The organism is Bradyrhizobium sp. HKCCYLRH3099 (assembly GCF_051167855.1).
Taxonomy (GTDB): domain Bacteria; phylum Pseudomonadota; class Alphaproteobacteria; order Rhizobiales; family Xanthobacteraceae; genus Bradyrhizobium.
In genome coordinates this window covers 220,444-234,904 of the sequence record NZ_JBNPTW010000005.1, presented here as the reverse complement: position 1 = coordinate 234,904, position 14,461 = coordinate 220,444, and the positions used below count along the sequence as shown (strand labels likewise).

Below are 14,461 nucleotides of genomic sequence, written 5' to 3'. Positions count from 1 at the left end.
CTGTCCGTCTCAGCATGTGGGCCAGCATGAAGACATCACGAACCATCACTTGGATCTTGCTGGTCGCGGCTCTCGGCGGCGCCGGCTATTACGGCTGGCAGCGTTATCAGGATGCTGATGCCGCGAAGAAGACCGCTGCGCAGAAATCGGCCCGCCCGCCCGCTGTTCGGGTCTCGGCCGTGTCGGTTGAGAAAGCGGATTTCCCGGTGTTTCTGACCGGTCTCGGCACGGTTCAAGGCTTCAATACCGTCCAGGTCCGCACCCGCGTCGACGGCCAGATCGACAAGATCGCGTTCACCGAAGGCCAGCTCGTGAAGGAAGGCGATCTCCTGGTGGAGATCGATCCGCGGCCGTTCCAGGCCGCGCTCGACCAGGCCAAGGCCAAGCGGGCGCAGGACGAGGCCAATCTCAACAATGCCAATCTCGATCTGCAGCGCACCACCAAGCTCGGCGACTTTGCGACGCGGCAGCAGCAGGACACCCAGCGCTCCACCGTCGCGCAACTGACCGCACAGATCGCCGCCGACGACGCCGCGATCGCCAACGCGCAGACCCAGCTCAGCTACACCCAGGTCAAGGCGCCGATCTCCGGGGTCGCCGGACTGCGTCAGGTCGACGTCGGCAACATCGTCAACGCCTCGAGCCAGACCGGCATCGTCTCGATCGCGCAGATCGAGCCGATCGCGGTGATCTTCACCGCGCCGGAGGAGCAGCTGCCCTACATCAACGAGGCGCAGAAGACGGCCGCGCTGAAGGTGATCGCGTTCACGACCGACGGCAAGAAGCAGCTCGCCGAGGGCAAGCTGACGGTGGTGAACAACCAGGTCGACACGACGAGCGGAACAATCCGGCTGAAGGCGGTGTTCGACAACAAGGAGCACGCGCTGTGGCCGGGACAGTCCGTCTCGACACGACTCCTCGTCCGGACCCTGAAGGACGCCACGGTGGTTCCCGACGATGCCGTCCAGCACTCCACCAGCGGGCTCTATGCGTACACGGTGAGCCCCGACAACAAGGCCGAGCTGCGCAAGGTGAAGGTCGGTGCCTCGATTGATGGCCGCACGGTCATCGAGGAAGGTCTGACCCCCGGGCAGCAGGTGATCACGGGCGGTCAGTTCAAGGTACAGCCAGGCTCGGTCGTGACCACCGCGGTGGCAAGCTCGGAGCCGGCGCCAGCGAAGGTCCGGCAGGAATGAACGGCGGCGGCATCTCGGCACCCTTCATCAAATACCCCATCGGCACCTCGCTGCTGATGGCGGGCATCCTCTTCATCGGTCTGGTGGCGTATCCGCTGCTGCCGGTGGCGCCGCTGCCGCAGGTCGACTTCCCGACCATCCAGGTCACGGCCAACCTGCCCGGCGGCAGTCCCGAGACGATGGCGACCTCGGTCGCCCAGCCGCTGGAGCGGCAATTCGCCCAGATCCCCGGCATCGCCCAGATGACCTCGACCAGCTACCTGGGCACCGCGGCGATCACCATCCAGTTCGATCTCAACCGCAACATCGACGGCGCCGCCAACGACGTCCAGGGCGCGATCAACGCCGCCTCCGGCCAATTGCCGAAGAACCTGCCGTCGCCGCCGACCTACCGCAAGGTCAACCCGGCGGATTCCCCGATCCTGCTGCTGTCGGCCACCTCCGAGACCTTGCCGCTGACCACCGTCAGCGACGCCGTTGACGCCGGCCTCGCCCAGCAGATCAGCCAGATCTCCGGCGTGGCCCAGGTCATCATCGGCGGCCAGCAGAAGCCCTCCATCCGCATCCAGATCGATCCGGCCAAGCTCGTCGCCAAGGGCCTGTCGATGGAGGACGTGCGCAGCCAGATCGCCATCACCACCGTCGACGCCCCCAAGGGCAACATCGACGGCGAGCGCCGCGCCTACACCATCTACGCCAACGACCAGCTGACCGATTCCAAGGACTGGAACGACGTCATCATCGCCTACCGCAATGGCGGCCCGCTGCGGATCCGCGACATCGGGCGGGCGGTGTCGGCGGCCGAGGACGCCAAGCAGGCGGCCTGGGCCAATGGCCAGCGCGGCGTGTTCCTGGTGATCTTCAAGCAGCCGGGCGCCAACGTCATCGAGACCGTCGACCGCATCAAGGGGCTGTTGCCGCGGCTCGTCGCGGCGATCCCGCCGGCGATCAAGATCGACGTCATTTCCGACCGCACCACCACCATCCGCGCCGCCGTCGAGGACGTCCAGTTCACGCTCATCCTCACGATCTTCCTGGTCGTGATGGTGATCTTCATCTTCCTGCGCAGCTTCTGGGCCACGGTCATTCCGACCATCACGGTGCCGCTGGCGCTGCTGGGCGCCTGCGCCATGATGTGGGGCGTCGGCTACACGCTCGATAACCTGTCGCTGATGGCGCTGACCATCGCCGTCGGTTTCGTGGTCGACGACGCCATCGTCATGCTCGAGAACATCTCGCGCTATGTCGAGGAAGGCGAGACGCCGATGGCCGCCGCCTACAAGGGCGCCAAGGAGATCGGCTTCACCATCGTCTCGATCTCGATCTCGCTGGTCGCGGTGCTGATCCCGCTCTTGCTCATGGGCGGCATCATCGGCCGGCTGTTCCGCGAATTCGCGGTCGTGCTGGCGATGACCATCTTCGTCTCGATGTTCGTGTCGCTGACCTTGACGCCGATGATGGCGTCGCGCTTCCTGCGCAACGAGCACGCCGCCCAACACGGCAAGTTCTACCAGTGGAGCGAGGCCGCCTTCGACGCGATGCTGCGCGCCTATGAGAAGGGCCTCGACCTTGCCCTGCGCTGGCGCTTCGCCACCCTGATGGTGTTCTTCGCCACGCTCGGCCTGTCGGTCTACCTGTTCATCCTGATCCCCAAGGGCTTCTTTCCGCAGCAGGACGTCGGCCTGATCACGGCGACCTCGGAAGCCTCGCAGGACATCTCGTTCAAGGCGATGCAGTCGCGCCAGGAAGCGCTGGCCAAGATCGTGCTCGCCGATCACGACGTCGCCAGCGTCGCGATGAACATCGGCGGCTCCGGCCGCGCCGGCAACAACGGCAACATGTTCATCACCCTGAAGCCGCGCGAGGAGCGCGACGCGACCGCGCAGCAGATCATCGCCCGCCTCCGGCCGCAGCTCGAGAAGGTCGAGGGCGCCCGGCTCTACATGCAGGCGGCGCAGGACATCCGGCTCGGCGGCCGGCCCTCGCGCACCCAGTTCGAGTTCACCTTGCAGGACCCGAATCTCGCGGAGCTCAACGAATGGGCGCCGAAGATCCTGGAGAAGATGCGCTCGCTGCCCGAGCTGCGCGACGTCGCCACCGACCAGCAGGCCGACGGCACCACGGTGCAGCTCACGATCAACCGCGACACCGCCTCGCGCTACGGCATCTCGCCGCAACTGATCGACGACACGCTGTACGACGCCTTCGGCCAGCGCCAGGTCGCCCAGTACTTCACCCAGCTCAACTCCTACCGCGTCATCCTGGAGATCCTGCCCGAGCTGCAGGGCAATCTCGATACGCTGAACAAGCTCTACGTGAAGTCGCCGACCACCGGCGACCAGGTGCCGCTGTCGACCTTCGCCAACTGGACCACCGCGCCGGTCAAGCCGCTGTCGATCAGTCACCAGGGCCAGTTCCCGTCGATCACGATCAGCTTCAACCTCGCCCAGGGCACGGCCCTCGGCCAGGCCACCGACGCGGTCCAGCGCGCGATGGTCGAGATGGGCGCGCCGGCGACGTTGAATTCGAGCTTCCAGGGCACCGCGCAGGCGTTCCAACAGTCGCTGTCGACCGTGCCGCTCCTGATCCTCGCCGCGCTGGTCGTGGTCTATCTGATCCTCGGCATTCTCTACGAGAGCTACATCCATCCGATCACGATTCTCTCAACCCTGCCTTCGGCCGGCGTCGGCGCGCTCGCGATCCTGATGGCGTTCGGCTACGATTTCAGCCTCATCGCCCTCATCGGCGTGATCCTGCTGATCGGCATCGTGAAGAAGAACGGCATCATGATGGTCGACTTCGCCATTGCCGCCGAGCGCGACCAGCATCTGCCGCCGGAGCAGTCGATCCGCCAGGCCGCCCTGCTCCGTTTCCGCCCGATCATGATGACGACGATGGCGGCGCTGCTCGGCGGCGTGCCCTTGATGCTCGGCAACGGCACCGGCTCGGAAATCCGCCAGCCGCTCGGCTATTCCATGGTCGGCGGCCTGATCGTCAGCCAGATGCTGACCCTGTTCACCACGCCCGTGATCTATCTCTACCTCGACAAGGTCAACAACGCCTTCGCGCGCTGGGGCCGCACCCACATCGACCACGAGACCGAGACGGCGGCGGCGGGCCCGGTGAAGGAAGCGGCGGAGTAATCGAGGACACCGTCACCGGTATGTTCCACAGCAAACATTAAGTGCCGCGCAGATCTCCCCCCAACTCAGCGGACGTAAGCCTAACTCAACCCCGCAATACCCAGACACTTATACTAAAGTAGAAGGGTGACTGGCTAGAAGCCGACCGCCCTTCTACTGACTCGCCTTCAGGTTGAAGACTCAGTTGAACTGTGATACCGACTTCCCGCTTTTTGATTGGTCTGCGCGGTCCACCGATTCCTCAGTGAGTTCAAGCCGATCCTCCGCAATCACAACTACGGAATTTGTCCTCTCTGCAGCACGCCTGGCGGTTTCTAAAACGAGATCGAGTTCGTCCTTCCGAATAGAAACCTTAGCCATTTTTCGTCCCTCCCGATAGCGATCGAATCTAGTTCGATTTTTTGATTACACCAGTTAAAGTCGAGTTCCGATGCCCGCAAAGATACAGTCAAAGAAAAAAGACTTTCCGGAGCTTGTGTTCGGCATCGTAGGACCAATGGGAGTCGATATCCAGGCAATTTGCGACAGCCTCGCGGTGGCCCTGCACGCTGTGGAGTATACTTCCACTGTAATCCACATCACCAAGGAGATGTTGCGGAAGGACCGATACAAGCTGCAAAAGTATCCCGTAGATGTTCCGACAACGGCGGATTTCTACTCGGACGTGAATTTTAAGATCGGTTACGCGAATGCCCTATGCAAGGAATTTGATGACCCTGCAACAATGGCTCGTATTGCACTTCGCGCGATCGGCGACACCCGGGAGACCATAACGGGTTCACGCAGCAAAGTAATTCCCAGCAAACCGATCGCGTATATCATTCGTCAACTTAAGCGTCCGGATGAAGTAGTCCTGCTACGAAAAGTGTACGGACGACAGTTCATCCTGATTTCAGCCTATGGGCCCGCAGAACAGAGGCAGCAGCTCTTAGAGGAACGGCTGCGGCACACCTTAGTGCCAGGCAGCCCCCATCATGAAATTGTCTGCAAAGCGGCCGAACTTATCGACAAAGATGCACGGGAAGATGGGGAAGATTTGGGCCAACACGTCAGAGAAACATTTCATCATGCGGATGTCTTCATCGACGGGCTAGTACGAAGCGAAATGGATCTCAAGCTGAGCAGATTTGTCCAAGCGTTACTTGGTAAAACTGACATCGCGCCATCGAAGGCAGAGTACGGAATGTACGCGGCAAAATCGGCTTCACTTCGCTCTTCAGACTTGTCGCGACAAGTCGGAGCTGCTGTATTTTCCGACGATGGCGAAATGATTACTCAAGGCTGCAATGAGGTTCCAAAAGCATTCGGCGGCACATATTGGGACACTGAATCACCAGACTTTCGAGATGTCAAATTACGCCGCGATCCAAACGAAACGATCAAAAAGGAGTTGCTTCGAGAGTTGTTTGACCGACTGGATCGCGCTGGACTTCTCTCGGACAAGGCCAAGAAGGTCGGCAGCCCCGGCCAAATGGTAGAAAAATTCACCCGAAAAAAACGAAAGAATCGCGACGAGGATGACGGGATATTAGCCGGCTGTGCTGTGCTTGATCTCACAGAGTTCGGACGCGTAGTTCATGCCGAGATGTGCGCAATCTGCGATGCTGCGAGGCTAGGACGGAGCGTAAGGAATTGCACGCTATTCGTCACGACGTTTCCATGCCATAATTGCACGAAACACATCCTCGCGTCGGGGATTCGTAGAGTTATCTATATCGAGCCATATCCGAAGAGCCGTGCTCAAGAACTACATAGCAATGAAATTAGTATCGAGCAGGATGCGCGGGGCAAGGTTTCGTTCCTTCCTTTCTTGGGCATCTCGCCATTTCGTTATCGGGACATTTTTCAAAAGGGCCGCCGAAAAGACGAGCACGGCAATGCTCTTGACTACGTCGAAGGCTATCCATTTCCAATGATAGAAGGGGTCTCGACGGCCTATATTGAAAACGAAGCACTCGAATGGGTTAAACTAGTGGTCGACATTGAGCCAGCATCACTTGAAAAGTCCGAGAAATTGATAGAAGCATCAGCTTCAACTTCTGCAAACGACGACGCCCGATAGTCGCAGACCAGAGCCAACGGGTCCTATGGAAGGCTCGTCTGCTCCACGAAGCTGAGCTGCTCGGCGGCGTGCCCTTGATGCTCGGCAACGGCACCGGCTCGGAAATCCGCCAGCCGCTCGGCTATTCCATGGTCGGCGGCCTGATCGTCAGCCAGATGCTGACCCTGTTCACGACGCCGGTGATCTATCTCTACCTCGACAAGGTCAACAACGCCTTCGCGCGCTGGGGCCGCACCCACATCGACCACGAGAACGAGACGGCGGCGGCGGGCCCGGTCAAGGAAGCGGCGGAGTAATCCGCCGCTCTCGGCCACGCCCGCCCGGGCGGGGCGGTGGCGCGACGGCATTCTCCGCGTCTGACCTGACAGCACGCAGCCGCCCAAGTCCCAGCAGATCTGCGATCAGCAACAGTCAAACCGGCCGATCATGATCGGCCGACGAGATCCGCTCCGCGGCTGCTCGCGATGTCCACGTCAATCAGGGCTGAAGGTCGGCTTTGGCTGGGGAACCTGGATTCGAACCAAGACAAACAGAGTCAGAGTCTGTTGTGCTACCGTTACACCATTCCCCAACGGAATGCAGAGCAGTTTCAAGGCATTGCCGAACCGTCTGGCACCGTCTGGCGAAGCGCCGCGCAAATCGCGGCGGCGACGACGCGTCCTTCTACCCGCATGTCTCAGGCTTTGGCAAGCCGCTGGATGACGGATTTCCAACATGGTTTGACGGCGTGGCCGGTCCGCCCCGAGCTGCGATGGCCGGTCGCCTTCCCTGGCACCTGATGCGTCGGCAGCGCGTCGCCTCAGCCGAGGCCCTCCAGCGCTTCATCAAGCTTCGCAACACCCGACATCCGGAAACATATCGGCTGCGCCGCCGCCCCACTCTTCCTGTTTTTGAGAGCGGTTGCGGGCGGCTCACGAACCTCGTTTGGCGCCGGCGTCATGCGAGGAGTACCATGCCTGTTCTGCGTCGCTGGAAGCTGGCCGTGCCCTGTGTGCTCGGTCTCGGTGCCGTCCTGCTGATCCGCTGGACGCTGACAGTTCAGCCGGCCCACCCCACCTGCACCCCCGGATCCATCGCGGCCTTGATGACATCCTGCGCGACGCCGCCCAGCAGCTCTTCCCCCGACGCGGTCATGGTCTTCCCGAAAGCCCGCCCCGCCGCGCCCCTTGCCGCCGCAGCCTCCGTTGCCTCGTCGGCTGCGGAGTGACCTCGGCGCGCCGCGCGCTCGAGGTGCGCCAGATCACGGAAGTTAACCCGGCATTCACCACGATCGCTCCGCGGCGGGAACGATGCAATTTGCATCAACTTGTCCGAGTGAGGGAGACGGGACATGACCAGGCTGCAGGATCTCGAAGACCAGATTGAGCGAGCCGAACGGCTCGAGCGGAGCATCACGGACGCGCTGACGATCGAGCGGCTGCGACACTTCGCGGCCGAATGCCGGCGCGAAGCCGCGCGGCTGTCGCAGCAGCGGCGCGCAGCCTGAGCGCGGCCGCAGCAGACGTCAGGGGCACGTCGTGACCATGTTGGTGCAGAGTTGCCGCGTCCAGCCGATGCCATTCTTGATCCGGACCTTGGCGAAGTCTCCGGCGCATCCCAGCAGGTCGACCGTCTGGTCGCCGCTCGCATGCGGCTCCAGCTTGGCGCTGGTCGCGACAGGCTCGCGATAGATAACCGCTCCGTTCTGCAGACCGGAGACGCCGAGCACGCTTCGATGCACGAAGCCTCGCCCCTGGAACATCACCTTCTCCGTGCCCTGGTCGACATCGATCAGGGTGGCCCGGTCGATCTCGAACCAGTCACTCTGCTGGGCGGCGAGATGCACGACGATCCAGCCGTCGCTGGTCGGGTTCTTCAACGACGCAACGACGGCGCCGCCGGGCGACGCGCGGACATTGGCACCGTTGGGATCGCGATCGGTCACGTCGACCTCGATATTGCAGGCCTGCCGCCCGCCCGATTGGGCCTGCGCCGCACCGGGCAGCGCGAGCATCATCAGCAGCAGACCGAGCACCAGCTTCATACGACACCCCATTCCGACATTCGTCCGAATTGGTCGAGAAACCGGCCGCAACGTTCAACCGCCGTCCGCTTCGATCCCGCCGATCGGCCCCGCCCGTCGCGTGCCGACGGTGCCGACGGCGATCATCGGCGGCGGTATTCGTCGTGAGCCTGCCGCTCACGCGGTCGCTTCGGCATCGCCACTGATCGGAGCGCCGACCATGGCCGCGAAGAAATTGCCCGCGCGCTGCGGCATCGGGTCGAAGACGAGCTCCTCCGGATTGCGCGTCAGGCGAACGAAACTGGAGCCCGCGGCCTGCTCGACGAACGTATCGAGATGGGTGAAGCCCATCGTCTGCAAGTCCAGCACCGCGTCGCGTCCCGCCGCCAGCGCATCACGAAAGCCGACAGCCGTGCCCTTGGCGGCCATGTAGTCGCTCAGGCGACGGAACAGCTTGGGGAGGATCGGCGCGTCATCCATGATCACCGACAGGCGGGTGGCGTCGACGCCTGAAGTGGTCCGGTCCTCCGGCCAGAGTCCGAGACCGTCGGCGCGCGCCTGTTGCGTGACGGCGGTGAGTTCGTTGCGCAGATCCGGAAACAGGCCTTCGTAATAGGTCGGATAAGCGAGCCCTTCCCGCAAGGCCAGATGATTGTAGCTGTCGCGCAACTGGGCGACGTCCAGGCGGACGTCGGAGCCGTCCTCACCCTCCAGCTCATCGGCGAAGACGAAGGCGATGGGGCGGCCGTATTTGTCCTTGGCCCGGCTCAGGATCGATCCGCGCGTCGTGCCATCCGAGGCCGCCACGATGGTCGAGCCCGTTGCATCCCATTGCACGCCGGTTACGCCGACGAAGTCCAGCAACCGGTCGCGCGCGGCTCTCGCCCAACGGATCGGCTGATGGCGGCCAGCATAATGCGTCTCCAGCGCATCGATCGCTTCGAGCCGCAATTGCGCGAACGGCCGCTGGGGCTGATTGTCCGGTCCGCCGGGCAGGCCGTTCATCACATCGGGCTGGTCTGGGAAAAACCTGATCGAGTCGCCGTCCGGCGACAGGCCGACCACACGAAAGCTGCCTTTGATCAGCTTGAACGGCATGCTGCTTCTCCCCACAACACGTCCCGGACGTCATCCGCCATCCTAGACCAAAGCGGGCATCGATCAAATGATCAACTTCAACGGGCGCGCGACCCAGCCACACGGCATCTGCCCGTCGGGGTGGATTGTCGCAGCCAAAACACCTGCCTTTGCAGCAAAGGCCCTTGTGTCGTCGGGCAAATCACCTCCATCCTCTCGCCCGTCCCGTGCTCGTCATGAAGGGGCGCTTCGCGATCGTCACGAACGTGGAGTGCGGGATGCGATGGCCCGTCGGCGTTGCAGCGCGCATTTCGCGTGCGGACGGACGATGTCGATGGGACGGTGAAGTCGTGTGGTCCTGACCTCCCGACGCTGAGGTCAAGTCGGCGGACGATGACGCTGACGACGGGGGCAAGAACGCCGGTCCCCGGGGAGATCACGTATAAGCCGTAAGCCCATTGCGCAGGGAAGGCCGGCGTGTCGCGGCCAATCCTGTGGTGACTGCCGCCTGCTTTTCTTTCTGCAGGCGGGCCATGGGTGCGGCCTGCACCCGGCCTTCCCTGTGCCCTCTCTGGTTTCGGGGGCCTTCAACTGGCAAAGCTCGGGCAGATGCTGCCGCGAGAACGATGAGACTTGTCATGCGTGACCGCCCCTCCTCCCGCCTCCTCATCGTCGATCCGGACGATCGGCTCCTGCTGTTCAAGTTCGTGCATCTGGCGGGCGCGCTGAAAGGGCAGCAGTTCTGGGCGACGCCGGGCGGCGGGGTCGATCCCGGCGAGAGCTACGCGGCCGCCGCCTGCCGCGAAATGTTCGAGGAGACCGGCATCCGCATCGGCGATCCCGGCCCCGAGATCGCGCAGCGTTCGGTGACCTTCACCCTGGTCGACGGCGAGGAGGTCAGCTCGGACGAGCGCTACTTCCTCGTCAGGGTCGCGCACCCGGATCTGAGTTCGGTGAACTGGACCGAGCTGGAGCGCGCCGCCATCGCCGCGCAGCATTGGTGGCGGCGGGCCGAACTCGCGGCCACGGGGGAGACGGTCTACCCCGAGGACATCGTGGAGATGCTGGCCCGTGCGGGCGTGTGGTGAGGCGCTGCGCGGCTTACAGCCGTCCGCCCGCCAGCGCCGCGGCGCGGGGACGGCCGACATCCTCGAGCACGTCAGGCATCGGCGAGACCGGAAACACCGCGTTGATCTGGCCGGTGCCCGACGACGGGAAGAACGGCGTGACCACCTCGACGCCGCGGTCGTAATGATTCCAGCCGAGGGCGCCGAGCAGCATTGCGGTGTCGTGCATGAAGCCCTCTCCATGGCCCTTGCTGGCGTATTCCGGCAGCATGTCGCAGAAATCCGGCCACTCGCCCTGCTCCCACATCTGGATCACCTCGTGGTCGAGACGCTCCAGGAACGGGCTGAACATCTTGTCGCGATACTCGTCCGCGGTGCCGTTCTGCGCGAAACGGTGGCTGAGCGAGCCCGAGGCGAAGAACGCGACCGTGCCGTCGTAATGCTCCTCGACCGCGCGGCGGAACGCCCAGCCGAGCCTGGCGCTGTCGGCGAGATAATGCGAGGTGCACAGCGCCGACACCGACACGACCTTGAAGTGGCGATCAGCGTTCATGTAGCGCATCGGAACGAGCGTGCCGTATTCCAGGGCCAGCGAAGTCGCATCATGCGCCATGGTCGCGACGCCATGCGCGTTAGCGCCCTTGGCCAGGATGTGGCCAAGCTCCGGATTGCCGTCGTACTCGTAGGTCATGTTGGCGATGAAGTGCGGCAGCTCGTTCGAGGTGTAGAGCCCCTGGAAATGCGGCGCGCAGTTGATGTGGTAGCCGGCATTGACCAGCCAATGGGTGTCGAACACCACGATGGTGTCGACGCCGGCCTCGCGGCAGCGCCGCCCGATCTCGAGATGTCCGTCGATCGCCGACTGGCGCTTGCCCTTGGCCGGGCCATCCAGCTCGCTGAGATACATCGACGGCACATGCGTGATCTTGGCCGCCAGTGCGAGCTTGCCCATTGCTTCGTCTCCCATCCCATGCTTGTCCGGCCCGTACCGCCGGCCGCTTGCTTGCGATGCAGATTAGCCCCGCGGCCGCTCGAAAAAAAGGGCCGCGGATGCGGCCCTTCAGCGGGAATCGAATTCATCCGCCGTCCCATGGCCGGGAACGGCTGTTCGCGGTCAGGCCGCCTTGATGTCGATGGTCTTGGCCGCCTTCTGCGCCTCCGGCTTCTTCGGCAGGGTCACCTTGAGCACACCCTGCTTGAACACCGCCTCGATCTTGTCGGTGTCGACGCCGTCGGGGATCTGGAACGAGCGCTCGAAGGCGCCGAAGCTGCGCTCGCGGACATAATAGTCCTTCTTCTTCTCTTCCTTGTCCTCCTGCTTCTCGCCCTTGATCGACAGCACGCCGCCCGCGACCTTCACCTCGACGTTCTTCTCGTCGAGCCCCGGCAGTTCCGCCGAGACCTCGTAGGCATTGTCGTGCTCGGCGACATCGACCGCCGGCGCGACCGCGAAGGACCTCGTGCGCGCCAGGCCCGGCAGTTGATCGAACAGCGACGGCGTGCGCCAAAGTCCGCCGTGGAAGTCCTCGAACACGCGATCGATCTCGCGCCTGAGATTGTCGAACGGCCGCCATCCTTGCAACGACGGCGCGTTCGCAGTCTCGGTGTTCACAGGCAGCTTGGTGGGTTCAGCCATGATGTCATCCTCCTGCTTCACGCGAGGATCGGCTCTTCAGCGGCACATGCGCGACCGGCACGCTCGATGAGACCGGCAGGCATCCGCTCCCTCGCGCTCGACGGGAAGACCATACCGGGCTCGCCCGTGTTCCCTCTTGATCGCGATCAAATTCGCTTGCCGGAGGCGGCGTCACGCCGCGCCATGCTGACGCGCCTGCAAGCACGAACGGGCATGCGGCCGACCATCGATCCTGGCGCCGCCGCCGAACTAACATGGCTTATGCCGAGCCGTGGACATGGTGAACCGAGAGTTAATTCCACCGGCTCGCGCAACGCTTGAGGACAGGATGCAGAAACCTTTGTGCCACAAGGCGTTATGCCAGGTTTGGGAACCGGTGTCAGAGCGCTCGGCCACGCGCCTCGCCGCCACGAAAAAGCACCGGCCCGATCACAAGTGTGGCCCGCTTAACAAATTCTCCAGTCACTGCGGAGAAGGTGTCGGCTCAAACAATTTCACCACAGGTTTCATGACCGTGACATCCTTTGGACGTGTGATCTCGGTGCGCGGCTCCCAGGCTCGCGTCGGCATTCTGTCGACGCAGCAGATGACCGTCTCCGATATCCGCGCCACTGTCGGCCGCTTCATCAGCATCCGCTGCCCCAACGCCACGATCATTGCCATCATCACCGAGGTCACCAGCGAAGACCTCTCGCAGGTCAACGAGTACGTCGCCACGGCCTCGGTCGACCTGCTCGGCGAGATCCTTGGGCCCGCCGACAAGCCGAAGTTCCAGCGCGGCGTCACCCACTATCCGACCATCGGCGATGCCGTCGACATGATCACGAGCCAGGAGCTGCGCACGATCTATACGCCGACGGCCGGCGACCACATCGACATCGGCGCCCTGCAGCAGGACCCGTCCGTGCGCGCCTGCGTCAATGTCGAGGAAATGCTGTCGAAGCACTTCGCAGTGCTCGGTTCGACCGGCGTCGGTAAGTCGACCGGCGTGTCGCTGCTGCTCAACGAGATCCTCAAAGCCCGCCCGAACCTGCGCATCTTCCTGCTCGACGTCCACAACGAATATGGCCGCTGCTTCGGCGAGCGCGCGCTGGTGCTCAACCCGCGCAATCTGAAGCTGCCGTTCTGGCTGTTCAATTTCGAGGAGATCGTCGACGTCCTGTTCGGCGGCCGCCCCGGCGTGCCGGAGGAGCTCGACATTCTCGCCGAGGTGATCCCGCTGGCGAAGGGCATCTACACCCAGTACCAGAACACGGACCGCATCGGCCTCAAGCGCATCGATCCGAAGACGATCGGCTACACCGTCGATACGCCGGTGCCGTATCGCCTCGTCGACCTGATCAATCTGATCGACGAGCGCATGGGCAAGCTCGAGAACCGTTCCTCGCGCATCATCTATCACAAGCTGATCTCGCGCATCGAGACCGTGCGCAACGATCCGCGCTACGCCTTCATGTTCGACAATGCCAATGTCGGCGGCGACACCATGGCCGAGGTCATCAGCCACCTGTTCCGCCTGCCAGCCAACGGCCGGCCGATGACGGTGATGCAGCTCGCCGGCTTTCCGGCCGAGGTGGTCGATTCCGTCGTCTCGGTGGTCTGCCGCATGGCGTTCGACTTCGGCCTGTGGAGCGACGGCGTCTCGCCGCTGCTGTTCGTCTGCGAGGAGGCGCACCGCTACGCCTCGGCCGACCGCTCGATCGGCTTCGGGCCGACCCGCAAGGCGATCTCGCGCATCGCCAAGGAAGGCCGCAAATATGGTGTCTATCTCGGCCTGATCACGCAGCGTCCCGCCGAGCTCGACGCCACCATCATCTCCCAGTGCAACACGCTGTTCACGATGCGTCTCGCCAACGAGCGCGACCAGTCGCTGCTGCGCTCGGCGGTGTCGGACGCCGCCGCCAACCTGCTGTCCTTCGTTCCCTCGCTCGGCACCCGCGAGGTGTTGGCCTTCGGCGAAGGCGTCGCGCTGCCGACCCGGCTGCGCTTCAAGGAGGTGCCGCCGCATCAGATGCCGCGCAGCGAGGCGACCATCGCGACCGTGCGTTCGGTCAACGCCGGCCACGACATGCATTTCGTCAGCGCGGTGCTGGAGCGCTGGCGCGGCGCGACCTCGAGCCGCGACGCGTCGAATGGCGACGGCGGCATCAGCGCGAGCAGCGATCGCGGCAGCCTGCCGAACTCGCTGGATGCCCCGATGCTGCAGCCCTCGATGGGCCTCGATCCCGACCGCTTCTCGCTGTTGAAGAAGCCGCTGCGCTGAGGAACCGGTAATCCA

The 14,461-nt window shown here is 63.5% G+C and carries 11 protein-coding genes, 1 tRNA gene and 1 pseudogene; 7 read left to right on the top strand and 6 right to left on the bottom strand.

What is annotated here, in order from left to right; translation table 11 throughout:
• The first annotated feature begins 26 nt into the window (after nucleotides 1-26).
• The 4 genes and pseudogenes from ACQR1Y_RS13675 to ACQR1Y_RS13660 form a co-directional block, all read left to right on the top strand.
• Entirely contained in the window at nucleotides 27-1,196 is a 1,170-nt protein-coding gene (locus tag ACQR1Y_RS13675) for an efflux RND transporter periplasmic adaptor subunit (RefSeq protein ID WP_434857543.1), read from the top strand.
• Nucleotides 1,193-4,339: an efflux RND transporter permease subunit gene (locus ACQR1Y_RS13670; RefSeq protein ID WP_434857544.1), complete on the top strand. Its 3,147-nt coding sequence runs from the start codon at nucleotides 1,193-1,195 to the stop codon at nucleotides 4,337-4,339. The genes ACQR1Y_RS13675 and ACQR1Y_RS13670 overlap by 4 nt, the downstream gene beginning before the upstream one ends.
• 430 nt (nucleotides 4,340-4,769) lie before the next feature.
• Nucleotides 4,770-6,401 carry an anti-phage dCTP deaminase gene (locus ACQR1Y_RS13665; RefSeq protein ID WP_434876805.1) on the top strand — a complete coding sequence of 544 codons (1,632 nt, stop codon included), beginning with the start codon at nucleotides 4,770-4,772 and terminating at the stop codon, nucleotides 6,399-6,401.
• Between the two features lie 50 nt (nucleotides 6,402-6,451).
• A pseudogene (locus tag ACQR1Y_RS13660) lies at nucleotides 6,452-6,697 on the top strand (efflux RND transporter permease subunit); the annotation flags it as partial.
• A gap of 201 nt (nucleotides 6,698-6,898) precedes the next feature.
• On the opposite strand, the gene ACQR1Y_RS13655 reads toward ACQR1Y_RS13660, so the two are convergent.
• Together ACQR1Y_RS13655 and ACQR1Y_RS13650 are read right to left on the bottom strand one after the other, a co-directional pair.
• Nucleotides 6,899-6,972: transfer RNA gene (locus ACQR1Y_RS13655), tRNA-Gln, on the bottom strand.
• A gap of 467 nt (nucleotides 6,973-7,439) precedes the next feature.
• A complete protein-coding gene (locus ACQR1Y_RS13650; RefSeq protein ID WP_434876804.1) occupies nucleotides 7,440-7,703 on the bottom strand; it encodes a hypothetical protein in 264 nt (87 codons plus the stop codon).
• Nucleotides 7,704-7,731: 28 nt separating this feature from the next.
• On the opposite strand from ACQR1Y_RS13650, the gene ACQR1Y_RS13645 reads away from it, so the two are divergent.
• A complete protein-coding gene (locus ACQR1Y_RS13645) occupies nucleotides 7,732-7,887 on the top strand; it encodes a hypothetical protein (RefSeq protein WP_434857546.1) in 156 nt (51 codons plus the stop codon).
• An 18-nt stretch (nucleotides 7,888-7,905) separates the two neighbouring features.
• Here the strand turns inward: ACQR1Y_RS13645 and ACQR1Y_RS13640 are convergent, their stop codons facing one another.
• Nucleotides 7,906-8,424 carry a hypothetical protein gene (locus ACQR1Y_RS13640; protein WP_434876803.1) on the bottom strand — a complete coding sequence of 173 codons (519 nt, stop codon included), beginning with the start codon at nucleotides 8,422-8,424 and terminating at the stop codon, nucleotides 7,906-7,908.
• A gap of 156 nt (nucleotides 8,425-8,580) precedes the next feature.
• Nucleotides 8,581-9,501 carry a thermonuclease family protein gene (locus ACQR1Y_RS13635; RefSeq protein WP_434857548.1) on the bottom strand — a complete coding sequence of 307 codons (921 nt, stop codon included), beginning with the start codon at nucleotides 9,499-9,501 and terminating at the stop codon, nucleotides 8,581-8,583.
• 617 nt (nucleotides 9,502-10,118) lie between these two features.
• On the opposite strand from ACQR1Y_RS13635, the gene ACQR1Y_RS13630 reads away from it, so the two are divergent.
• Nucleotides 10,119-10,568 carry an NUDIX hydrolase gene (locus tag ACQR1Y_RS13630; protein ID WP_434876802.1) on the top strand — a complete coding sequence of 150 codons (450 nt, stop codon included), beginning with the start codon at nucleotides 10,119-10,121 and terminating at the stop codon, nucleotides 10,566-10,568.
• Nucleotides 10,569-10,581: 13 nt separating this feature from the next.
• Here the strand turns inward: ACQR1Y_RS13630 and hpaD are convergent, their stop codons facing one another.
• Both hpaD and ACQR1Y_RS13620 read right to left on the bottom strand, forming a co-directional pair.
• Nucleotides 10,582-11,499: a 3,4-dihydroxyphenylacetate 2,3-dioxygenase gene (gene hpaD / locus ACQR1Y_RS13625; protein ID WP_434857608.1), complete on the bottom strand. Its 918-nt coding sequence runs from the start codon at nucleotides 11,497-11,499 to the stop codon at nucleotides 10,582-10,584.
• A gap of 162 nt (nucleotides 11,500-11,661) precedes the next feature.
• Nucleotides 11,662-12,183 carry an Hsp20/alpha crystallin family protein gene (locus tag ACQR1Y_RS13620; RefSeq protein WP_434857609.1) on the bottom strand — a complete coding sequence of 174 codons (522 nt, stop codon included), beginning with the start codon at nucleotides 12,181-12,183 and terminating at the stop codon, nucleotides 11,662-11,664.
• Nucleotides 12,184-12,691: 508 nt separating this feature from the next.
• Between ACQR1Y_RS13620 and ACQR1Y_RS13615 the strand changes: the two genes are divergently transcribed.
• Complete coding sequence (locus tag ACQR1Y_RS13615) at nucleotides 12,692-14,446, top strand: ATP-binding protein (RefSeq protein ID WP_434876801.1); 1,755 nt, start codon at nucleotides 12,692-12,694, stop codon at nucleotides 14,444-14,446.
• Nucleotides 14,447-14,461: the final 15 nt, after the last annotated feature.